This window comes from Paenilisteria riparia FSL S10-1204 (assembly GCF_000525995.1).
In the GTDB taxonomy this organism is placed as follows: domain Bacteria; phylum Bacillota; class Bacilli; order Lactobacillales; family Listeriaceae; genus Listeria_A; species Listeria_A riparia.
The window spans coordinates 13019-35544 of sequence record NZ_AODL01000022.1 but is presented as its reverse complement, the minus strand read 5'-3'; the positions used below and the strand labels follow the sequence as shown (position 1 = coordinate 35544).

The 22526-nt window shown below is 41.2% G+C and carries 27 protein-coding genes; 17 read left to right on the top strand and 10 right to left on the bottom strand.

The annotated features are described in order from the left end of the window. Positions 1-36: 36 nt before the first annotated feature. The 6 genes from murJ to PRIP_RS11535 all read left to right on the top strand — a co-directional run bounded on the left by murJ (position 37) and on the right by PRIP_RS11535 (position 6649). Complete coding sequence (gene murJ, locus PRIP_RS11560; RefSeq protein ID WP_077912991.1) at positions 37-1497, top strand: murein biosynthesis integral membrane protein MurJ; 1461 nt, start codon at positions 37-39, stop codon at positions 1495-1497. Further along, positions 1494-2522: a glycosyltransferase gene (locus tag PRIP_RS11555; protein WP_052008883.1), complete on the top strand. Its 1029-nt coding sequence runs from the start codon at positions 1494-1496 to the stop codon at positions 2520-2522. The genes murJ and PRIP_RS11555 overlap by 4 nt, the downstream gene beginning before the upstream one ends. 101 nt (positions 2523-2623) lie before the next feature. Beyond that, on the top strand, positions 2624-3805 hold the full coding sequence (locus PRIP_RS11550; protein ID WP_036101299.1) for a glycosyltransferase family 4 protein: 1182 nt from the start codon (positions 2624-2626) through the stop codon (positions 3803-3805). Positions 3806-3807: 2 nt separating this feature from the next. Next, positions 3808-4401, top strand: coding sequence for a sugar transferase (locus PRIP_RS11545; RefSeq protein ID WP_277620095.1), 594 nt, complete (start codon positions 3808-3810; stop codon positions 4399-4401). A 22-nt stretch (positions 4402-4423) separates the two neighbouring features. Continuing rightward, entirely contained in the window at positions 4424-5587 is a 1164-nt protein-coding gene (locus PRIP_RS11540) for a DegT/DnrJ/EryC1/StrS family aminotransferase (RefSeq protein WP_036101297.1), read from the top strand. 39 nt (positions 5588-5626) lie between these two features. Continuing rightward, a complete protein-coding gene (locus tag PRIP_RS11535; protein ID WP_036101296.1) occupies positions 5627-6649 on the top strand; it encodes a glycosyltransferase family 2 protein in 1023 nt (340 codons plus the stop codon). Here the strand turns inward: PRIP_RS11535 and PRIP_RS17435 are convergent. From PRIP_RS17435 to PRIP_RS17425, 3 genes are read right to left on the bottom strand one after another with little or no spacing between them, the layout of a single operon-like run. Continuing rightward, positions 6632-7624, bottom strand: coding sequence for a PucR family transcriptional regulator (locus tag PRIP_RS17435; protein WP_206538202.1), 993 nt, complete (start codon positions 7622-7624; stop codon positions 6632-6634). The two genes, PRIP_RS11535 and PRIP_RS17435, sit on opposite strands and share 18 nt — an antisense overlap. 13 nt (positions 7625-7637) lie before the next feature. Further along, positions 7638-8090, bottom strand: a complete 453-nt coding sequence (locus tag PRIP_RS17430; RefSeq protein WP_206538201.1) for a PucR family transcriptional regulator ligand-binding domain-containing protein — start codon at positions 8088-8090, stop codon at positions 7638-7640. Then, the gene (locus PRIP_RS17425) at positions 8074-8253 is read right to left on the bottom strand and encodes a hypothetical protein (protein ID WP_206538200.1); all 180 of its coding nucleotides are present in this window, start codon (positions 8251-8253) and stop codon (positions 8074-8076) included. The genes PRIP_RS17430 and PRIP_RS17425 overlap by 17 nt, the downstream gene beginning before the upstream one ends. Before the next feature lie 307 nt (positions 8254-8560). Here PRIP_RS17425 and PRIP_RS11525 point away from each other — a divergent pair, with 307 nt between their 5' ends. Together PRIP_RS11525 and PRIP_RS18280 are read left to right on the top strand one after the other, a co-directional pair. Further along, on the top strand, positions 8561-9772 hold the full coding sequence (locus PRIP_RS11525) for a pyridoxal-phosphate-dependent aminotransferase family protein (protein ID WP_036101295.1): 1212 nt from the start codon (positions 8561-8563) through the stop codon (positions 9770-9772). 93 nt (positions 9773-9865) lie between these two features. Further along, complete coding sequence (locus PRIP_RS18280) at positions 9866-10033, top strand: Fic family protein (RefSeq protein ID WP_077912989.1); 168 nt, start codon at positions 9866-9868, stop codon at positions 10031-10033. 47 nt (positions 10034-10080) lie between these two features. Here PRIP_RS18280 and PRIP_RS16340 read toward each other — a convergent pair whose 3' ends face one another. From PRIP_RS16340 to PRIP_RS17995, 6 genes are all read right to left on the bottom strand, one after another. Continuing rightward, the gene (locus tag PRIP_RS16340) at positions 10081-10449 is read right to left on the bottom strand and encodes a DUF1700 domain-containing protein (RefSeq protein ID WP_052008881.1); all 369 of its coding nucleotides are present in this window, start codon (positions 10447-10449) and stop codon (positions 10081-10083) included. Further along, on the bottom strand, positions 10442-10615 hold the full coding sequence (locus tag PRIP_RS17730; RefSeq protein ID WP_241434162.1) for a PadR family transcriptional regulator: 174 nt from the start codon (positions 10613-10615) through the stop codon (positions 10442-10444). Before PRIP_RS17730 ends, PRIP_RS16340 begins: the two co-directional genes overlap by 8 nt. A 31-nt stretch (positions 10616-10646) precedes the next feature. Next, positions 10647-10772 carry a PadR family transcriptional regulator gene (locus PRIP_RS17725; protein ID WP_241434160.1) on the bottom strand — a complete coding sequence of 42 codons (126 nt, stop codon included), beginning with the start codon at positions 10770-10772 and terminating at the stop codon, positions 10647-10649. A gap of 108 nt (positions 10773-10880) precedes the next feature. Further along, on the bottom strand, positions 10881-12254 hold the full coding sequence (allB, locus tag PRIP_RS11510; RefSeq protein ID WP_036101294.1) for an allantoinase AllB: 1374 nt from the start codon (positions 12252-12254) through the stop codon (positions 10881-10883). Positions 12255-12276: 22 nt separating this feature from the next. Then, the gene (locus PRIP_RS11505) at positions 12277-13254 is read right to left on the bottom strand and encodes a cytosine permease (RefSeq protein ID WP_277620094.1); all 978 of its coding nucleotides are present in this window, start codon (positions 13252-13254) and stop codon (positions 12277-12279) included. Beyond that, on the bottom strand, positions 13214-13762 hold the full coding sequence (locus PRIP_RS17995; RefSeq protein ID WP_277620093.1) for a cytosine permease: 549 nt from the start codon (positions 13760-13762) through the stop codon (positions 13214-13216). The genes PRIP_RS11505 and PRIP_RS17995 overlap by 41 nt, the downstream gene beginning before the upstream one ends. 262 nt (positions 13763-14024) lie before the next feature. On the opposite strand from PRIP_RS17995, the gene PRIP_RS11500 reads away from it, so the two are divergent. From PRIP_RS11500 to PRIP_RS11465, 8 genes are all read left to right on the top strand, one after another. Further along, positions 14025-14519, top strand: a complete 495-nt coding sequence (locus PRIP_RS11500) for a dual specificity protein phosphatase family protein (RefSeq protein WP_036101293.1) — start codon at positions 14025-14027, stop codon at positions 14517-14519. Positions 14520-14598: 79 nt separating this feature from the next. Continuing rightward, the gene (holB, locus tag PRIP_RS11495; protein ID WP_036101292.1) at positions 14599-15591 is read left to right on the top strand and encodes a DNA polymerase III subunit delta'; all 993 of its coding nucleotides are present in this window, start codon (positions 14599-14601) and stop codon (positions 15589-15591) included. A gap of 5 nt (positions 15592-15596) precedes the next feature. Next, the gene (locus tag PRIP_RS11490) at positions 15597-16427 is read left to right on the top strand and encodes a PSP1 domain-containing protein (RefSeq protein WP_036101291.1); all 831 of its coding nucleotides are present in this window, start codon (positions 15597-15599) and stop codon (positions 16425-16427) included. An 11-nt stretch (positions 16428-16438) separates the two neighbouring features. Then, entirely contained in the window at positions 16439-16828 is a 390-nt protein-coding gene (gene yabA / locus PRIP_RS11485) for a DNA replication initiation control protein YabA (RefSeq protein ID WP_036101290.1), read from the top strand. Between the two features lie 56 nt (positions 16829-16884). Next, complete coding sequence (locus PRIP_RS11480; protein ID WP_036101289.1) at positions 16885-17622, top strand: tRNA1(Val) (adenine(37)-N6)-methyltransferase; 738 nt, start codon at positions 16885-16887, stop codon at positions 17620-17622. Continuing rightward, on the top strand, positions 17609-17872 hold the full coding sequence (locus PRIP_RS11475) for a GIY-YIG nuclease family protein (protein WP_036088351.1): 264 nt from the start codon (positions 17609-17611) through the stop codon (positions 17870-17872). The genes PRIP_RS11480 and PRIP_RS11475 overlap by 14 nt, the downstream gene beginning before the upstream one ends. A 7-nt stretch (positions 17873-17879) precedes the next feature. Then, positions 17880-18761 carry a 16S rRNA (cytidine(1402)-2'-O)-methyltransferase gene (rsmI, locus tag PRIP_RS11470; RefSeq protein ID WP_036101288.1) on the top strand — a complete coding sequence of 294 codons (882 nt, stop codon included), beginning with the start codon at positions 17880-17882 and terminating at the stop codon, positions 18759-18761. 32 nt (positions 18762-18793) lie between these two features. Beyond that, positions 18794-19375, top strand: coding sequence for a nuclear transport factor 2 family protein (locus PRIP_RS11465; protein WP_036101287.1), 582 nt, complete (start codon positions 18794-18796; stop codon positions 19373-19375). A 440-nt stretch (positions 19376-19815) separates the two neighbouring features. On the opposite strand, the gene PRIP_RS11460 is transcribed toward PRIP_RS11465, so the two are convergent. Next, the gene (locus tag PRIP_RS11460; RefSeq protein ID WP_036060638.1) at positions 19816-20100 is read right to left on the bottom strand and encodes an AbrB/MazE/SpoVT family DNA-binding domain-containing protein; all 285 of its coding nucleotides are present in this window, start codon (positions 20098-20100) and stop codon (positions 19816-19818) included. 312 nt (positions 20101-20412) lie between these two features. Here PRIP_RS11460 and metG point away from each other — a divergent pair, with 312 nt between their 5' ends. Continuing rightward, a complete protein-coding gene (metG, locus tag PRIP_RS11455) occupies positions 20413-22410 on the top strand; it encodes a methionine--tRNA ligase (RefSeq protein ID WP_036101336.1) in 1998 nt (665 codons plus the stop codon). Positions 22411-22526: the final 116 nt, after the last annotated feature.

Sequence of the window (22526 nt, the reverse complement as noted above, 5' to 3'; positions counted from 1 at the left end):
ATAATTTCTAATAGACTGTTAACATCCTTCTTATGGATGACTTTACTCACCATATCGATTCAATTTGTTGGCTTGGTTAAAAATATTTTTATTGCGAAAGAGTTTGGGGTTAGCACAGAGATAGACGCATACAATTTAGCGAACACATATACTGTCTCGATTACGAACTTAGCAATACCAGCTATCATCATTGTTTTGATTCCTTTTCTAACTAAACGAACGGGCGAATTATCAATGCAAGAGGCGCTCAATACCTATATCAGTACGATTTTACTCAGTATTTCGCTACTTGTAGTTGTAGGGATAGGAAGTACCATGTTCTTTTTGCAAAGTGGTATGCAATTATCTGAGACGATGCGTTGGACGCTCTTGATTATTATGATTTTGAATGTGGCGCAAATATTCCGTGTGTTAAGCGCAATTTTAACGGCATTTAGACAAGTAGATAATGATTTTATCACGCCAAAAGTAGCAACTTTGTGTAGCACGATTTTCAGCGGTGTATACGTTGTTGTAGCTTCTGAGCCATCCATTATTGGTGTCAGTATTTTTCTAACCGCTTCTTTCCTCCTGGAATGTATCCTGCTTGCTATCAAAAATAAAGGCTTCTCTTTCAGGTTCCAATTTCAATGGAAAAACTTAGCCTTTCGTCAATTGATGCGTCAAACAGGGCCGGTTGTTTTCAACTCGATTGTATTTCAAATTTCGTTAATTTTTTCGATGACGTTGGCGGGTTTTCTCGGTTCTGGCTACGTGGCGACGATAGGTTATGCCAACCAGATGGTAAGCATTATTCAAGCGCTTGTGATTGTTAATATATTGACGGTAGTTTATCCAACATTGTCTCGTATTTTTAGTAAGCAAATCGAAGCAGGAAAACAACTTTTCATCCAATATGTGACGGTGGCGAACATGCTCGTAATTCCACTTCTTGTGGGGATGGTGGTTGTTGGTGATCTGCTAACGGCTTTGTTATTCCAACGTGGTGCATTTACGGCTGCGGATACGACGCAAGTGACGTTTTTTATGGTAATGATTAGTATTGGGTTACCTGGCTTGGTTTTGCGAGATTTCGTGTATCGCGTCTACTTTTGTCTGGATGACACGCGCACACCTTCCCGAATTTCGGTGATTACGATTGGCGTAAATATTCTCTTATTGCTTTGTTTGACACCGATTTTTGGAATTTATGCCGTGCTTCTGATTCCAAGCATAATGAATATTGTGTCGGGATTAGTCGCCTATCGATTACTAGAAAAGCGAATAGGTAAAATAGATCCGAAGCGCACATTAGTAAAGCAACATATTGTGATGCTATTGAATGCAAGTGTGATGGGCACCGTTCTTTACTTACTGCGCATACACTGGAGCTTGACATCAAATGTCGCGTTTTTAGTATTAGTGATTATCGGAATACTGATTTATGGGTTATTGGTAGGCATGACACAACGAAACGTCATCCGAAAATTGAAGAACAAAGGAGTTTCAAATCAATGAAACAAGTAATAATCATGAGTTCCGTTCACCCCTGGAATGACACGCGTATTTTTCACCGAGAAGCCGTTAGTTTAGCAAATGCAGGCTACGCGGTGACTCTTTATGCGATTGAGAGTAACCGGAAGTATCAGAACGAAATACCGAATTTAACTGTGAAAACATTGCCGAGAACAAGCAAACTGAAACGATTTCAAACATGGCTTAGGTTGTATCACATTGCGCGAAAATCGCAGGCGAGCATCATTCATTTACACGACCCCGAATTACTGCCACTTGGCTATTTCCTTCAAAAACTCCACAAAAAGCAGGTTATTTTCGACATGCACGAAGACTTTCCTGCAGTACTACAATCAAAAAAAATAGCGAAGCACATATTTGCTAAACCGATTCTTCGCTTTATCGCTTACATGGAGAAAAAAATGCTTCAAAAAGTCAGCGCCGTCGTTTTTGCAGAAGCTTACTATAAAGAAAATTATCAAGATGTCACGACGAAACAAGTAGATATTTATAATTATCCGTTTTTGCAAGAACAAATGTCCATCCCGAAATATGAAATACCAACCTTGATTTATGCAGGTGCCATTCACGAAATCCGCGGATTTAAAGAAATGCTAGATGTGGCTAGGTTGCTAAAAATGGCAGGTTATACTTTTCAAATACTAATCATAGGTCAAGTTCCTGCAAGATTGGAAACCTACGCTATAAATTTTCAAAAGGAACATAGACTTGAACAAGAAGTGAAACTCATCGGAAGAGTGGATCTAAGCCAATTAACGACATACTATGCAAAGTCCCATATTGGCCTGGCGTTGCTTCATCCAGTGGACAATTATTTACGATCTTTACCAACTAAAATATTTGAATATATGTCGTTCTCCTTACCCTATATTCTATCCGATTTTGAAGCTTATAAGAAACTAGCGACGAGTACATCGAGTGGGATTACAGCAAATGCTGAAAACCCACATGAAATCGTAAAGCACATTCAATTTTTGTTAGAACATCCTGAAGAGCAGAGACGCTAGGTAAGAGCGGTTATGCTTATCATCAAGCAAGGTTTAATTGGGCGACACAAGAACAACAACTATTACATCTATACCAAGTAATATTGGAGGAGAAATAAGGTTTGAAAATTTTATATTTACATCAACATTTTCAAAAAAAAGCGGGAGCAACGAGGTCCTATGAATTTTCTAAACATTTCTTGCAACGTGGACACGATGTCACGCTTATTACGGGCACTGGCAAAAGTGAGCGAACAGAAGAAGGAATTGAAGTGCTATCCACAGCAACGAAGTATAACCAGAAAATGAGTAAGGGACGCAGAATCCTAGCGTTTGGACATTTTATGCTCGGAAGTTTTTGGCGAGGCTTGACACGTCGGCAAGTGGATGTCATTTATGCTACATCGACACCACTAACAGTTGGATTTATAGGCTTGCTACTTAGCAAAATAAAGCGAATTCCACTCGTTTTTGAAGTGCGGGATGTTTGGCCGGATGTTCCGGTTCAACTTGGATATATCACGAACCCGTTACTGATACAAATGCTTACAAAGGTAGAAAAGATGATCTATAACGAAGCAAGTGAGATTATTGCTTTGTCCTCAGCTATGAAAGAAAGGATTGTTGCCAAAGGTATAGCTGCTGAAAAGGTAACCGTTGTTGAAAATGTAGCAAATAATGATTTGGTGGCGAAAATCGAAGTTCAACCATGTGTGGATAAGGAGCTACAACAATGGATACAAGATCGTTTTGTGGTAATACATCCTGGGACAATGGGAGAAGTCAACGGATTAAAGCATCTTCTAACAGTAGCTTCTCATATGAAAAAAGATAAACATATTGGTTTTCTGCTTATTGGGGAAGGCTCGGAGAAAGCGGCATTACAAGAACAAGTCACAGCCATGCAATTAGAGAATGTGAAAATAGTTGATGGCATGGCAAAAGAATCCGTTTTTAGTGTGATGAAACAATGTAATATAGGCGCTATGAGCGTTAAAAATGAACGCATTCTGTGGGATAACAGTGCGAATAAATTTTTCGATTTTTTAGCAGTAGGTTTGCCAGTTGTTTTGAATTATCAAGGATGGCAACATGAGGTTTTGCAAGAAAGTGGCGCAGGTCGTGGTTTTTTGTATCACGATATAGCGGGTTATTGTGAGTTTTTACAAGATATGGCTGAAAATGAGCAGAGCTACCATCAAGCGCAGGTCGCAAGTAAAAACTTGAGTAAACGTTACGATGTCACTTTACTTTCAGAACGTGTGGTCAACTTACTGGAAAAAATGATAGAAAGGAAGAAATGATGATGAAGCGTGGAATAGATATTGTTTTTGCGATTTCGATTGGATTAGTTGCTTTGGTTCCGATTTTTGTTAGTGCCATGCTGTTTTTAATTTTATATCGCGAAACACCGTTTTATGTCAGCATACGAGCGGGAAAACAGGAGCGTAGCTTTAAGATATATAAGTTAAAATCGATGCGTCAGCTTTTTGATGAGAATGGAGAAGCCTTACCTGATTATATGCGAATCACGAAGTTCGGCCAATTTTTGCGTAAGTATAGTATCGATGAGTTACCGCAGTTATGGAATATTTTGGTTGGAGATATGAGCTTAGTGGGCCCTCGCCCTTTGCCAGTTGCGTATAATAGCCTCTACAATCAGCGTCAGCGTAAAAGACTTTCTGTAAAACCTGGTCTGACAGGTCTAGCTCAAGTAAACGGGAGAAACGCGATTAGTTGGGAAGAAAAATTTGAACTTGATGCACAATACGTCGAGCAGCAATCTTTGAAGTTAGATAGTAAGATAATTCTCCAAACAATTGGAAAAGTATTTCGCGGAGCCGATATTAGCCAAGAAGATCATGTGACAGTAGAAATTTTTCAGGGAACGACGAAATAAAAAACAAGGAAGAGGTAGAACAATGCAAACACCGATTTTATTATCCACACCACATATGAGTGGTCGGGAGCAAGTATACGTACAAGAAGCATTTGATACGAATTGGATTGCGCCGCTGGGGGCAAACGTAACAGCGATGGAAGAACAAATAAAGGCATACACAAATGCAAATGCGGTCTGTGTGACAAGTTCTGGTACTGCAGCCATTCATTTAGCTTTGCGATTACTAGAGGTCGGTGTTGGGGATACCGTTTTTTGCGCCTCGTTTACTTTCATTGCTAGCGCAAATCCGATTAAATATATGGGTGCTGACGTGGTGTTCATCGATTCAGAACCAGAGACGTGGAATATGTCACCAGAAGCATTGGGACGCGCTTTACAAGATGCAAAAGAGCGAGGACAACTACCGAAAGCAGTTATTGTGGTGCACCTCTACGGTCAGAGCGCGAAAATGGAAGAAATCGTAGCAGTATGTGAACAATATGGTGTCCCAATCATTGAAGATGCCGCAGAATCTCTAGGCTCGACCTATAAAGGCCAACAAACCGGAACATTTGGTGATTTTGGTATCTACTCATTCAACGGCAATAAAATTATCACAACGTCTGGCGGAGGCGCGCTTGTAGCTAAGGATCCAGCCATGATTGAAAAAGCTGTTTTTCTAGCTACGCAAGCACGAGAAGAAGCACCACATTATCAGCACGAGCAAGTTGGCTATAATTACCGAATGAGCAACGTTTCAGCAGGGATTGGTCGAGGTCAGATGGAAGTTTTAGATGAGCGTGTGGCGGCGAGACAAAATATATATCGCTATTATGAACGTTCTTTAAGCAACGTAGAAGGTATTACAATGATGCCGGAATTAGCAGGTACTGTTTCCAATCACTGGCTCACAACGATAACGCTAGATGTGGAAGCACTAAATATGTCACCGTACGATGTGATGGAAGAAATGAAAGCAGCAAATATTGAAACGCGCGTACTGTGGAAGCCGCTTCATTTGCAACCAGTTTTTGAAGGCACGACTTTTTATCCGCATGATACGACACAATCAGCTATTTGCGAACAATTATTTAAGACAGGACTTTGTTTGCCATCAGGTTCGAATTTGACAGAAGTGGAGCTTGAAAGAGTTAGTAAAGAATTGAGCCGTATTTTAGTTGAAAGTCCAAGCATTGCTGTCTAGTAACCGCAAGAAAATAAAGGGAGAAAAGGGGTTTTTATCATGACTAGATTTACTTTGGTAGTGCCAGTTTATAATGCAGAGGAGACTATTAATCGCTTACTAAAGAGTATCTTAGAGCAAACATACAAAAATTACCAAATTATCCTTGTAAATGATGGTTCTACAGATAAATCAGGAGAAATTTGTGATATGTATGCAGAAAAATATACGAATATACGCGCTGTGCACAAAGATAATGGGGGACTTTGCGCAGCGCGGAATCAAGGCATGGCGTTGGCACAAGGAGAGTATACCATTTTCCTAGATAGCGACGATTACGTAGAGCCAGAAATGTTGTCTGGGTGGAATGAGATTATCATAAAGCAAAATCCAGACTGCATTATCAGTGGTTTTAAAAGAAGGAATATAGATACCGGTCAGGAAAAAATATTTCAAGCAGAACGAGCAGGTTTATGTCGATTTACAGAAGAGGAAGGGGCTTTATTTGGAAAGCTTTACTGCGAATACTTACTAACTTCTGCCTGGGCGAAAGCTTTTAAAACAAAAGTAATTACTGAAAATCAAATCCGATATAAAGAAGAAATGTTATTTGGTGAAGACGAATATTTTTGTATGGACTTCTTTACCCATAGCAAATCCAATTATATCGATTCAAATAGCTATTATATCTATATAAAAAGTGAGAATCCTAATGCGCTAACGAACAAGACAATCGATTTCAATTTTTATAATATTTTATACGAGCGAGTAAAACAGTTTTGTGAAGAACGTAGTATTTGGAAAGGAAACAAAATACATGTCGCAAACATGTACCTGAGAGCAGTGCTAAATCATGCAACAAAGCTAAAATCACAACAAAATAAGTCATTAATTAACTACATAGCAATCAGGTCGTCGAAGCCGGTACGCAGTAACCATAAAATAGCAAAGATATTACTACTAACACCATTTTTTCGACACATGATATTCTTTTTTAAAAATAGCCACACTATAAAAAAACCACGCGAGGATAAAATAGCGTGGTTTTTTATACTAGTATTTAGCTCACCCTTTTTTATCTGACAGTAGCAACGCGAGCCGTAATTTAAGTGAAAAATCTGCATGTGTAATAGGGTGGTCAAGAAGTGCCGCACATTTTGCAATTCTGTATTTCACTGTATTCCGATGAATATACAACTGCTTTGCCGTCTCGGTGATCTCGCATTGACAACTTAAATACACCTGCAACGTTCGCCGTAACTCTTGATGTGTCTCCGATTGCGGATAGGCCAGTGTCTTGAGTGTAAACAAACAGAAATGCTGAATCTGCTCCACTGGAATAAACTGCATCAATTCCATAATCCCTTTTGATTCATAGAAATGAACAAACGAATGATAATGGTCCTTCTCACTCTGCCGATACGTATCCACAGCTTCCATATACGAATAGTGAATAGAAGCTGTTTCGTACACTTCATTACCCGCGGCAAAAGAAATTGAAATCGGGAACAGGCGATCAAGGGCTGTCTGGATTGCTACTAATTTTGCCTTCAAATCCGTCTCATATTGTTGCAGCAAAATAATAAATTTCTCTTCTGTCGGATGTGGAAATATTAATGCATTCTCGAAATTCCGATGTAATTCTCGTTCCAACCACTCATACGTCAACGAATAAACTTCCTCTTGCAATGTCGCATTTTTTAAAGCCATCGAGCTCTCATCGATACCAGCAACTAAGCAACGATAATAATCCGAAGGCAACAATCCATAACTTTTCCCATAGTCTAGCAAGTTCCGCGTGTATTCCGCGTCATCCTCGCCTTTTTGTAACAACTTCGTAAAAAACTTCCCGCGCAACGTCCGGTTACTCTCCGACAACTTCTGATTTTTATAAATCGTAAATGAAATAATCGTATTCGCCTGCTCAATAGCTAGCTGGGAATAGGGATACGGAATCTGATCCGCCTTCAAAATTACCAAAAAATACGGATAATACGTCGTCACTTTCACTGGAAAAACCGAAATGAGTAGCGAATCATTGTCTAATAAAAACGTCAACTCCGTCGCAAGCTCAGGCGTTTTTTTTTAATCGATCCTGAATCTCATCCAATTTTGCAGCATAGCCCGCCTGTTTAAAATGTTGCGTACTTGCAACGACTTCCAGAAATGGATTCACTAGCAAAACAGGCCGTTTCAAAATCCCGCCTAAATTCTGAATCAAAGACTGCAACGACGCGCCTTTAATCATCATCTTTGAGAACTTCTGCTGAATATCAATCGCATAATGGAATTTCTCCGTTTGATGGTCCCAAATATAAGACAGCAACTGGTGCGAAATCGTTCCTAGCGTTACTGTCAGCGGAATCCGTAAAATAGGAAACCCTAACCGATTCGCCGTCTCAATCACCATCGGATCTAACTTATCAATAAACCGACCAAGCTTTATACCGAGCCCAGCAGCAGGTAAACGATGCAAGTCCTCAATCAATTTGCACAACGCTTCTGGATCATTTTGAAAAGCCATCGCCGTGGTTAACAAAAAACGTGTTTTTAGGTAAATAAGCGACAACATCTGGCGTCTCTGAAATCTCAATCGTATCGACCACATTATCTAAATTCGCAGCCTCATTTATCACTTCAATATTGGAAAACCTTGGCGTTAGTAATAGTTCGGACATTGTTGTCATTTTAAAACCCCCTCATTTTACAGATGAACAACATGGTTGCGCTTACTTTCTGTTTCCATTGTACTATACAAAAGCCCAGTTTGTCGTTAGAAAAATTTGTCTACTATAGACAAAACCTAAGTATCTTTTCGTGCTATCTAGCTAATGTTTCCGATTTCAAAATATTTTAAAATATAGGTAGAACATAGCTATTTAAGGCGGTCAGTCACTGGAGAGTGTATACATTTTCAAAATAGTTGTGAAACGGTGTACATAATAAGGCTGATCGCTCTTTTTGAATCAGAGATAACTTAAGGAGGAACTAAAGATGGTAAAAGAACTACAAGCTTCCATTCGGACAATTATGACCCCAGGGCCCGTTGAGGCGGAGCCACGTGTATTGCGAGCAATGAGCACCCCGATTCTAGGACAATATGATCCGGAGTTTTTTGCGTTAATGCAAGACGTTACAGACCTGTTAAAAATGCCATTCCAAACAGACAATGAATGGGCGCTAGCCGTTGATGGGACAGCGCGTGCAGGACTAGAAGCAGCGGTTTGTGGCATTATCGAACACGGCGATAAAGTACTTGTTCCCGCTTTTGGCCGTTTTGGCTATTTGATGGCAGAACTTGCCCAGCGTGCCGGTGCTCAGGTGAAAATAATCGAACAAGAGTGGGGCACCATTTTTGATCCAAAAACAGTCATTGATGAAATAAAAGCGTACAATCCAAAAATGCTAATCATGGTGCATGGTGAAACATCGACAGGTCAGATGCAAAACCTGAAAGAAATCGGCTTATTCTGTAAAGAAAACGATGTGCTTTTCATGGTCGACGCCGTGGCTACCTTCACAGGCGCAGACTTCCAAACAGATGCGTGGGGTGTAGATATCGCCGTAGCCGGAACCCAGAAATGTCTGAGCGTCCCAACAGGTATGGCACCACTCACATACAACGATAAAGTAGAAAAAATCCTAGCATCTCGCTACCAAGTGGAATTAGGTTTAACAAAGGATGTTCGAAATGACCGCTTCATTTCAAGTAACTACCTTGACCTTAGCCAAATTCAACAATACTGGGGACCAAAACATATCAACCACCATACAGAAATGACATCGATGATTTACGCACTACGCGAAGGCTTGCGCATCGTCCACGAAGAAGGCTTAGAAAATCGCTTCGCTCGCCACCGCAAACACGAGAAAGCCATGATGACAGGCTTGAATGCGATGGGCTTAACGCTATTCGGCGACATGTCCAGCAAAATGCCAACCGTGACTTGCGTCAACATCCCAGAAGGATTAGACGGAGAAGCCGTTCGCGCCACATTATTACATCACTACGGCGTTGAAATCGCAAGCTCGTTCGGTTCACTAGCCGGCAAGATTTGGCGCATCGGTAATATGGGCTTTAGTAGTCGCAAAGAAAACGTCCTACACACACTAAACGCACTAGAAGCTTCGATCACATTCCACGGCGGCAAAATCGCAAAAGGCGAAGCAGCACAAGCCGCGTTGAAATTTTATAACGAGAATTAATAACGAAAGAAAATCCCCGTTCCGATGTAGAGTGGGGATTTTTTTGTGGCGACGTATTTTTTACTTTCATTTTAAAAACCTCTCAACTCTCGCTTGAACCAAGGCACGCAAGATGACAAATTGCTGGCCATCGTTGAAAGTCATATTCAATTGGAACGAATCTATCTATTTAGCAGTGGAAATGGTAGGACAGGTAGAATGATAATGAACTATCTCTTTGCACAACAGAAACTACAAGACGACCAAACAATTCCTAAATAGCGCCTAATAAACAAAACCAGAAGCCACATCACCATGGCCTCTGGTTCTTAGTCTAATGCGTCTAATAACAGCATTAATATAATAAAACACATGCCCGCAATCAAGACGATTTTAAATGGAGATACTTGTTTAGAAGCAGGTTTTTCTGGCGGGGCTTCCGTTTGGATTGGCGCAACGCCTGCCTTTTTTATCACCGGTGCTTGTTCACGTTTAGGCTCGACAATGTCGCCATGCACATATTGCGTGATAATATCGGCTGGTGGACCTAATAATGCAATTGCCTCGGCTTCATTTATGCCATTCTCCAAACTAACGGAAATATGCTCATCTAAATCGTTGATAATGCTCTCTCGTTCCTCAGCTGGCAGTGAGCGTAACCCGTGTTGCAATGTCTCCAAGAATTCGCTTCTATTCATGCGGTTTTATCTCCTTTCGTAATGCCTCGATACTCGCTGTGAATTCGTCCCATTCCTTCAATGTTTCCTTTAAAAAAACGCGACCTTGATGTGTAATATGATAATATTTACGCTGCGGACCATTCGGCGATTCCACCGTGTAGGTCGCACAATATCCGTCTTTCACAAGGCGGCGCAAAAGTGGGTATAGCGTACTTTCAGTAATTGGTATATGTTTTTTTTATTTGCTGAGTTAAATCATATCCATAAAAATCATCTGTTTGCAAAATAAAAAGCACACACATATCTAGCGCACCTTTTCGAAACTGCGTCGTTACGCTCATATTTGGCCTCCAATAAACGTTATTTCTAACCTAAGTATAGCAATTTTAGCTTTCTACGGCAATAAAAAAAGAGATTCTGCGATAAACGCAAAACCTCCTTTAAGTTTCTTATTGAACGGTTTCTTTCGCATTTTGGAGAACAAACGCGCCTTCGTGAGTATCGCGAACACCGTTTTCTTTGTCGTAAATCACGGAACCGCGTAGAATCGTTGTTACAACTTGTGCACCAATTGTGCGTCCGATATACGGGCTTACTTTGTGACGGTATTCTAGGTCTTCAGCAGCCAATGTGTACGGCGCATTTGGTTGAATAAATGCAAAGTCGGCGTCCTTGCCAATCGCGATATGTCCTTTGTTGTTTAGTTGATACAAATCAGCCGGATTAGAGGCGATAAGTTTTGCGAATTGTGTCAATGCCATGCCGCGTTTTTGTACGGCTTCGTCGAACATGATGTCCACGTTATTTTGAAGTCCTGCAATACCGCCCCAAGCCGTGAAGGCATTACCGATTTTCATATCTGGAGGACAAGGGGAGTGATCGGATGTTACGAAATCGATTTCACCAGCGAACAACTTCTCCCAAAGGCGTTCTTGATTTGCTTTATCACGTAATGGTGGTGCACATTTCGCTGTTGTACCAATGGTTTCGAACTGTTCTTCGTCAATTGCGAAGTAGTGAGTACATGATTCACACGTCACTTTTTGGCCTTCGTTGCGGGCACGAGTTACTTCTTCTACACCTTCTGGAGAGCTTAAGTGACAAATATGGATTTGACAGCCCGCGATTTTAGCAAGGTAAATGGCGCGACGTACGGCTTCTACTTCCGTGAAAACAGGGCGTGATGCCACGTAATCTTTGGCCGATGTTTTGCCTTCGTCTTGTGCGACTTTGCCTAATTCATCGCAGATTAACGCATTTTCGGCATGGATTGCTAAAATTTTGTTCATTTTGGCGATTTTTTTCATGCCGGCGAAGAAGGAGTAGTCGTCAACGTTACGGAAATCATTGTCGACGCCATCAAAGCCACATGTTGCTAAGAAACATTTGTAAGCTGCGACGCCATCTTCGTTAAGTTCGTGCAGTCTATCTAAGTTATGCGGAACGAGCCCACCAAAAAGTGCTACATCGACGCTAAGTTTGCCTTTTGCAGCGTCAAATTTCAATTGTAAAGATTCGCGATCAATAGTTGCTGGAAGTTGGTTTAACGGCATTTCGATGAACGATGTTACGCCACCTTTTGCAGCTGCTTTTGTGCCAGTTTCATAGCCTTCCCATTCTGTACGGCCAGGTTCTGAGATGTGCACATGTGCGTCAACCATACCTGGAGATACGACAAGACCACTCGCATCAATAACTTCTTTTGCTTCGCCAAGTTCTGCGCCAATTGCCACAATTTTACCGTTTGTTACTGCTACGTCTGTCACTACTGCCTCTGTGTCCAAAATTACTTGTCCGTTTTTGATAATTAAATCATAACTCATTTTTCCTTCAACTCCTATTTTTTTAAATATTAATTTCTGTTTCTAATTTTTCGGTTGTGTCTTCGTAAAATGAGGGGTTTTTCTTGCGGTGTAGAGAGGCGAAGAACGCATAAGCGCCGAACGCGACAATGACACCGACAAACCAGGATAGTCTGGAAACTGGCTCTAGCGCCGGGATGAACTTACCGCTTAGCGATATGATAACCGCGACAATCGTGACGATAAAAGCCAGTGAATTAAAGCCGTTTTTATAGTACGAAAATTGCCCTGGTTCTGTGTAAAGGCTATCCAAATTAATGTTGCGCTTCATAATAATAAAGTAATGCGCTAACATTACACCGATCACAGGTCCTAAAATGCCGCCAATAATATCGAGGAACAAATAAATACTTGCTTGGTTTTCCATCAGTTTCCAAGGGCAAATAAGAACACTAATAATACTTGCAATCATAACGCCATGTTTGTACGTCAATTTTTTCGGGAAAATCGCGGCAATCTGATAGCCCGCTGGAATAATGTTCCCTGTGGCATTCGTCGAAATCGTCGTCATCAAAATAACTAATACTGCAAAAATCGAAGCAAACAAACTATCCCATTTCTGCACGATATCAAGTACGTTCCAAGTTTCCGTACCGTAATGAATGCTTGCGCCAGCTAAAATACAAACACTAGCTACAGCGAATAATACGTAAGCAACGGCAAGCCCGAAAGTTTGTCCAGTTGCCTGTGCTTTGAAGTTCTTCGCGTTTTGTGTGAAGTCAGAAGCACTAACCGCAGGAGCCGCCCAAACAGCAACAACCGCGTTAATCACAACTAGGAATAAGAACAACGAATTCCCACCAGTCTGAACATTCGCCGGCACATAATGAACGATATTGCCGAATCCAGCCAAGTAAATCGCCCAAATTGCCATTCCACCAAAAACAATATAAATACAAGGATTTAGAATCGCGGTAAACTTATTTAAAACCCCCCCCCCCACCAAATCCAATGGCAACATTAACCGCCCAGAAAATCAAGAAGGCGATGAGACCAGGAACCGTAATTCCTAAGATACTAATTCCGCCACCAATCTCCAGAAAACCAGGCCAAATTTTACCGATTAAAATTAGGAAAGCGAGCGATCCGGCGTAACATTGCAAGCCAAACCACATAATTGCGGCGACACATCCCCGCAAGATACCTGGAAATAGTGCACCACGAACACCGTAAGAAGCCCGTAAGATCATTGCAAATGGTACGCCATACTTAGAACCAGCCGCTCCATTTAAGACCATTACTGCTGCAATAATGAAAGCACTAACAACAATGGCCGCCATAATACTCACCGTTGATAATCCAAGAATCAGAAATCCACCAACCGCGACGTAGTTTGGAACGTTATGTACAGAACCCATCCACAATGTGAAATAGTTAAACGTACCCCATGTCCGTTTTTTCTCTGTTTTCGGTAGCAGGTCATCACTATACCCGCGAGACCGATACTTCTCTAGTTGCGCGTCATCCATACCATCACTTCCTTTTTTATTTTACGAGTAAGCGCTTTTAATTCGTTTGAAAAGAAAACGCTTCCCTTTTTGCCTTTTAAATATAGCATGTCACGAAATGGATTTCCTTAGGCGTTTCACATAAACTTTAGAAATAGTTTGTTTGTTTTGAACAAAGTGAAAAAATGCACAAACAGAAGGCGTTAACAGTAGGGGAATTGGACAATTAGTGCTAGAATAAAAGAGAATGACAAAGCTGTTCTAAAATAGGAGCGTGAAGACAGTGGCTAATTATATTAACGAGAAACGTCGCGAAATTGACTTTGATCCGTATACATTGCCTATCATCGCTTTACCAGAAGTTATTGCGACCTCTTTTAAACCAATTGGCGATAATCCAATTATGATTCGAATTGCTGATAAAGATAAAACATTCGCCCCTCTGAAAGCCCCCGATAAATATCAAGGTGTGCTAGAAGTGCATTTCAATGACATAAACGAAGAAGATGATTATTGGGGACTAAGCAAGAAGGAGTCTGACGAAATGGTACTGTTTAATAAAAAACATGCTGACATGATTCATGGTTTTGTGGATCAGTTTTCAGAAATAAGTCAAATTGTTGTGCATTGTTATGCGGGTGTGAGTAGAAGTAGTGCTGTGGCAATGCAACTAGCGGAATACACAAATAATCTCGATACGTATACCAAATTACGCGAAATAAAGCGCTACATTCCAAATACACGTGTGCTAGCCATTATGCGTGGTGAAGAATTTTAACCATTTTTTTTAGCAAAATTAGCGCCACAACCTTGCCCGTCATGTTATAATGTAGAGAAATGATTGGAGGGGTTTTTTCGTGGGACGACAAGCAGATTTGCTATCGATGCAACCAATCGCGATGCAGCTATTCACTAAAAGCATTACTACGGACCGATTAGCGCATGGCTATTTGTTAGAAGGCGGGCGCGGAACTGGGAAGAAACGCACAGCGAAATGGCTGGCTCAAACACGCTTTTGCTTGGAGAAAAGCGACGATGAATTGGCTTGTGGTACATGCAATAACTGCTTGCGAATCGAAAGCGACAACCACCCCGATGTTCATTGGCTAGAACCAGATGGTAATAGTATCAAAATTGATCAAGTACGAGAATTGAAGCAAGAACTGGCCAAGCGCGGTATGGAATCGGATCGTAAAGTTCTGATTATTGATAGCGCGGACAAGATGACAGTTCAATCTGCTAATTCCTTACTTAAATTTATAGAAGAACCAGACGGAGGGATGTTGATTTTATTTTTGACAGCCAATCCGCAGCAGATTTTGCCAACCATTCAATCACGATTGCAACCGGTGAGCTTTCGGGCTTTGCCGTTTGATGCGTTTGTGGCAGATTTGATGGCGCAAGGAATTTCTGAGCAGAAGGCACGTGTATTAGCGAGTGTTGCAGGAAATACAGAACAGGCGCTCATTTGGAATGAAGATGAGTGGTTTGGTGAGGCACGCAATGTGACAGTGAGGCTTTATGAAGGTTTGCATCATCAAGGTGTGGACCCAATTTTGCTCATTCAAGAAGCGTGGATGCCAGTTTTTAAAGACAAGCAACAGTTGCATCTTGGCTTGGAACTTTTGCTATTAATTTATCGCGACCGTTTACATTTATCGCTTAACGAGGATTACAAGCCGATTTGCATGGAGCAAGAACAGTTATTAAAGCAAGGAATACTGCGGAAATCATTGACTGATACAACCGCTGAAATGGAATGTATTTTAGCCGCTAAGCGCAAACTAGATTCCAATATGAATACCCAACTATTGATGGAACAACTCGTATTGAAAATTCAAGGGAGGTAGTCCAATTGCCAAAAATCGTAGGCGTTCGTTTTAAAGAAGCCGGTAAAATATATTATTTTTCGCCTGAGAAACTCGCGATTCAAGAGGGTCAAGGCGTTATTGTTGAAAATGCACAAGGCATTGAATTTGGAAAAGCAGTCATTGCACCACGCGATGTAGACGAAGAAGATGTTGTATTACCTCTAAAACGTGTGATTCGTGTGGCGACAGATGCTGACTACAAATGCGTGGAAGAAAATGCAGCATCGTGCCAGCGTGCGTTTTTATTGTGTGATGAGAAGATTCATGAACACAAAATCGAGATGAATTTAGTGGATGTTGATTATACATTTGATCGCAACAAAATTATCTTTTACTTTACAGCAGAAGGACGCGTTGATTTCCGTGAACTTGTAAAAGATTTGGCGTCGATTTTTCGGACACGAATCGAGCTACGACAAATCGGTGTGCGTGATGAAGCCAAACTGCTCGGCGGTGTTGGCCCGTGTGGCCGGATGCTTTGCTGTTCGACATTTTTAGGCGATTTTGAACCAGTGTCTATTAAGATGGCGAAAGATCAGAACTTGTCGCTCAACCCGACGAAGATTTCTGGGCTTTGCGGTCGTTTAATGTGTTGCTTGAAATATGAGAATGATGAATACGAAGCGGCGAAAAAAGAAATGCCAGATGTTGGTCAAAGTGTCGTGACGCCTGATGGGAAAGCGCGCGTTGTCGGCATCAATCTACTGAGCCGTCTGCTGCAAGTGAGACTACCAGATCAAGAAGCGGTTATTGAATACGCATTAGAAGAATTACGTCCTTTCAATGCTTTTTCAAAAACGCCAGCGAAGTCTTGAGGTGACTAACCATGGACAAAAAAGCACTTTTTGATACAGTAAGCAATATGGAAGAGCAAATCGGTGAATTATATCAACAACTGGGTGATTTAAAACACAATTTAGGTGAGATTTTAGAAGAAAATAACCGTTTGAATTTAGAAAATGAACATTTGCGTCGTCGCTTAGAAGAGTTGGATGGACACGAACATCTCAGCAAAGTTCCAGCCGAACAAGCGCTTGGTGCAATGGCCCCAGCCCGTAAAGAAGCGATGCGACAAATGATTGAAGTTGGCGAAGGTTACGATAACCTAGTCAAACTATATAAAGAAGGCTTCCACATTTGCAACGTCCATTTTGGAAGTCCACGCGGAAACGACGAAGATTGCCTTTTCTGCATGTCGTTATTAAATAAGAAATAAACAGCGGCTTTCTCATTTTTTGTGGGAGAGCCTTTTTATGAAGAGAGGTTTAGAATATGTTAGTTGGAGACGAGCGATTAGATCATTTATTGGCAGAAGGCCTGCGGATTATCCAGAGCCCATCAGTGTTTTCATTTTCACTTGATGCGGTGCTACTGGCGCGATTCGCCTACATTCCGTATCAAAAAGGTCCCATCATTGATTTGTGTAGTGGAAACGGGATTATTCCATTATTGATTAGTTCGCGAACAAAAGCGCCAATCATCGGTGTGGAGATTCAAGAACGACTTGTGGATATGGCGCGCCGGAGCGTGGCGTACAATGATTTAACTACTCAAATTGAAATTTTGCAATATGATTTGCGGGATGTTGTGCCACTGCTTGGTAGAGAGAAGAATAGCTTTGTGATGTGTAATCCGCCGTATTTCGCGCTCGATACAACGGCGATAAAAAATGAAAACGAGCATTTGCGAATTGCCCGCCATGAAGTGCATTGCACATTGCGTGATTGCATTCAAGTATCCGCGAAACTGTTGAAACAAGGCGGGAAAGCAAGCTTCGTTCACCGTCCTGAACGCCTGCTTGAAATCATTGATATTATGCGCGAATATGGACTTGAACCGAAACGAATCCAGTTTGTACATCCACGTGTGGAACGTGAGGCTAATACCATTTTGATAGAAGGCGTGAAGGGTGGCAAACCAGGCATCAAATACTTACCACCAATTATCGTTCAAAATGAAGATGGCGAGTATTCTAAACAAGTGAGGGAGTTGCTTTATGGCAAAGAGTGACGCACATTATTTCTATGTATTGCAATGCAAAGATGGTTCCTATTATGGCGGTTATACGACGGATGTAGCGCGTCGCGAAGCTGAACATAACGCGGGAATCCGTTGCAAATACACCCGAAACAGACGTCCCGTACACGTCATTCATTCCGAATGTTTCGCGACACGCTCAGAGGCAACCAAAGCCGAAGCCGCTTTCAAGAAATTACCACGCGCGAAAAAAGATAGCTATCTACAAGAAAATAAGGAGTGAGAACCCAATGAAAAGCCAAAAAAGTTTTGCTGAGATAGGGAATAATCAAGGCCTGCTATACCTAGTTCCAACACCAATCGGTAACCTAGAAGACATCACGATGCGCGCCATTCGCATTTTGCAAGAAGCTGATCTAATTGCTGCTGAAGATACACGCAACACTATTAAGCTACTCAATCATTTCGAGATACATACAAAAATGATCAGTTATCACGAACACAACAAAATAACCCGCCAAGATGAGTTGATTGAAAAACTACAAAACGGCCTGACAATAGCCATCGTAAGCGACGCAGGCATGCCTTGTATTTCTGACCCAGGTTATGAACTAGTTGGCGCTGCCATCGAAGCAGGCATCACAGTTGTTCCTTTACCAGGAGCTAATGCCGCAATGACCGCTCTCATCGCGTCTGGCTTAACGCCACAGCCGTTCTACTTTTACGGCTTTCTGCCACGCAGCAACAGGGGTCGAGAAGAAGCACTGAACAAGCTAGCTCGTCGTGAAGAAACATGGATCATCTACGAATCGCCACACCGCCTAAAAGAAGTTTTAAAAGCGATGACAAAAACATTAGGAACGACCCGCAAAATCGTCTTATGTCGCGAATTAACAAAAAAATATGAAGAATTTTTACGAGGAACAGTAGGAGAAGCACTAGAGTGGGCAAAAGAAACCGAAATAAGGGGTGAATTTTGCGTCATTGTGGAGGGAAATGAAGAAGCACCAAACGAGGACGAAGAAATTTGGTGGGAAAGTGTCACAATCAAGGCGCACGTCGAACAGGTGATGGAAGCAGAAAACCTGTCCTCTAAAGAAGCCATCAAGCAAGTCATGAAAACTCGCCAACTTCCAAAACGTGAAGTATACCAAGCATATCACGAGCTATAATTGGAAATACAGAAGTAAAGGAGGAATTTCTAATGACAAACTTACCAAACATCGGCAAACCAGCTACAAACGCGCTACAAAACATCGGTGTAACAACGCTGGAGCAAGTCGCAGCAATGGATGAGCCAACATTACTAAAAATTCATGGAGTCGGTCCAAAAGCTATTAAGATTTTACGTGAAGCATTGACAGAACAGGGAATGGGGTTCCAATCAGGTGAATCCTTATCGAAAGATTTCGCTGTTATTTGTGACTTTGAATGCGATAATGCTCCGAAAAAACGGATGATTCGTGACTATTTGATAGCAAGTGCTACTGCAAACCAAGCTGATTTGGAGGCGGTGCTAGAGGAGGACTTTGTATGGACGGTTCCAGGTGAATTTCAAATAGAAGGGCGTCAAGAATTCATTGAAGAACTCGTAGCGCATGCTCAACCGATTAGTACACTTGAGATTCAGTCATTGTTAACTCATGGCAAAGGTGGTTCGGCACATGGGACTGTTACTGATAAACGTGGGAAGAAGGTTTATTTTTCAGATATTTTTGTGTTTAGGAGTAGTGGGAAAGATGCGAAGATATCTGGGTTGACGTCTTTTGTGGTGATCGAGGATTAGGGGGGTTAGTTCATTGCTGGGTTCAGACTTATATTTGGGTTTTAACTCAGTATAGGAGGCTTTGTAAGAACTGGATAGAAATTTGATGGATTGTGGTGAGGGAAAGGAATGTTTTTGTTTTAAAGGCGTGCTTAGCGAAGAGAACGGGGAGGATTAACCCATCGCTACGCTCACGCTTATATTTGGGTTCTAACGAAGCACACTACGCTTCGTTAGAACTGGAGAGAAATTTGATGGATTGTTGTGGTGAAGGGAAAGGAAATTTTTTTGTTTTAAAGGCGTGCTTAGCGAAGAGAACGGGGAGGATTAACCCATCGCTACGCTCACGCTTATATTTGGGTTCTAACGAAGCATAGTACGCTTCGTAAGAACCCAAACAAAAAAGCATCCTATTTGAGGCTAGCACGCTTTCAAATAGGATACTTTCTTTAATTGTAGGCTTAGATATCATCGCCGAATTGACGACGGATGTCAGCTACTAATTTCTCAGCGCCATCACGACTAAGTGTTAATTTACCGTCAACAACTTGTTTGTTTTGATCGGAAAATTCACCAGTGATGTCACAAAGGTTGCTAGCTGTATATTTCTTTAGAATGATTTCATCTTCATTGATATAAATTTCTAAAGCATCTTTAACAGCAACGCCTAGGTTACGACGAATTTCAACTGGGATTACAATTCGTCCTAGTTCGTCAATTTTTCTCACCATACCTGTAGATTTCATTTTCTTACCTCCTATCTATGTGGTCTAATATACATAATACCAAGAATTTCCTAGAAAAGCTAGACGAAAATAGCAATTAATTAAAAAAAATTTATATTTCCAAGAAAAATACTTTGTAAATGGCTATATTATGCGATTTTTGAAATAAAAGTTGCGCAATTTCCAATATTTATTTATTGTTTATTTTTAAACAATAATATTTTTTTTCGCCACATGGTATTTTGTTTTGAAGATAAAATGATATAATAGGAGGTAATTGTGAATTTAACACCGGAAAACAGAATTTCGGCGGAGGAATGGGAGAGGATTAGTTTGCCAAAAGAGAATAATACATTTTATCTTACAACGCCAATTTATTATCCAAGTGGAAAGGCACATATTGGGCATGCGTACACGACTGTTGCAGGGGATGCGATGGCGCGTTATAAACGTCTGCGCGGATTCGATGTGTTCTATTTAACTGGAACGGATGAGCATGGCCAAAAAATCCAGCAAAAAGCGGAAGAGCAAAATGTATCACCGCAAAGCTATGTAGATGACATCGCAGCTGGTTTTAAAGAGCTTTGGGAGAAGCTTGAGATTTCGAATACGGATTTTATTCGGACAACAGAGTCGCGTCATAAAGATGGTGTCGCGAAAATTTTCCAAAAGTTATTGGATCAAGGCGATATTTACTTAGGTCAATATGAGGGTTGGTATTCGGTTTCTGATGAGGAATATTTCACGGAAACACAATTAGAAGAAGTTTATCGTGACGAAAATGGGAAAGTCATTGGTGGGAAAGCACCAAGCGGCAATGAAGTGGAGCTAGTGAAAGAAGAGTCGTATTTCTTCCGCATGAGCAAATACGCAGACCGTTTATTGGCTTATTATAACGACAACCCGGAATTTATTTTACCAGAATCACGCAAAAACGAAATGATTAACAATTTCATCAAACCAGGTTTGGAAGATTTAGCTGTTTCCCGAACTACTTTTGACTGGGGAATTAAAGTACCTGGCGATGCGAAACATGTTGTTTACGTGTGGATTGATGCGTTGTCTAACTACATCACAGCGCTTGGTTATGGTTCGGATGATGAAATGAACTTCAACAAATACTGGCCAGCAGATGTTCAAATTATCGGAAAAGAAATTGTCCGCTTCCATACGATTTATTGGCCAATTATTTTGATGGCGCTAGATTTGCCATTACCAAAGAAAATTTTCGGACACGGCTGGATTCTAATGAAAGACGGCAAAATGTCGAAATCAAAAGGAAACGTCGTAGATCCATATATGCTAATTGATCGTTACGGCTTAGACGCTGTACGTTATTACTTACTACGCGAAGTTCCGTTCGGCTCGGACGGCTTATTCACACCAGAAGACTTCGTGGACCGCGTAAACTATGACTTGGCAAATGACCTTGGCAACTTATTAAATCGGACAGTCGCGATGATAAATAAATACTTTGACGGCGAAATTCCAGCTTATCAAGGCCATGTAACACCTTTTGATGCTGAGTTAGAGAATTTTAAAGACAATGTCTTAAAAGAATACGAAACCAATATCGAAACAATGCAATTTTCAGTAGTGCTGTCTCAACTTTGGACTTTAGTAAGCCGCACAAACAAATACATCGATGAAACAGCGCCATGGGTACTTGCTAAAGAAGATGACAAGCGCAATGAATTGGCGAGCGTTATGACCCACTTAGCAGAGAATTTGCGTATCATCGCTGTTATGTTAAAACCATTCTTGACACAATGTCCAGAAGGCATTTTTACACAGCTCGGTATAGAAGACGAGTCGTTAAAAGAGTGGGCGTCCATCTCAGGATACGGTAAAATCCCAACTGGCACAAAAGTAGTCGCAAAAGGAACACCAATTTTCCCACGCTTAGACGCGGCAGAAGAAGTAGCATACATTCAAGAACAAATGAAAGCAACCGCACCAGCACCGGTAGCTGAACCAGAACCAACTTTAGTAGCGCTAGAAACACCAGAAATCGGCATCGAGGATTTCGACAAAATCGATCTCCGCGTCGGTGAAGTGAAGCAAGTCGAGAAAGTCAAAAAAGCTGACAAACTATTATGCTTCCAATTAGACCTTGGTGAAGGCAAACTCCGCCAAGTATTATCAGGAATTGCAGAATTCTACGAACCAGAAGAACTAATCGGCAAGAAAGTCATCGTCGTCTCCAACCTAAAACCGGTCAAGCTTCGCGGACTTATGAGCGAAGGCATGATCTTATCTGGGGAAAAAGACGGCGAACTGCGTATCATCGAAGCAAGTGACGCTTTACCAAACGGCGCAAAAGTAAAATAAACAATAAAAGACAGTTCCGAACTCGGAACTGTCTTTTCATACAAGTAAAATCCGACTTTCTACTATTATTAAAAACAACGATCCATTCCCAAAATACGATAATGTGCTATTATATA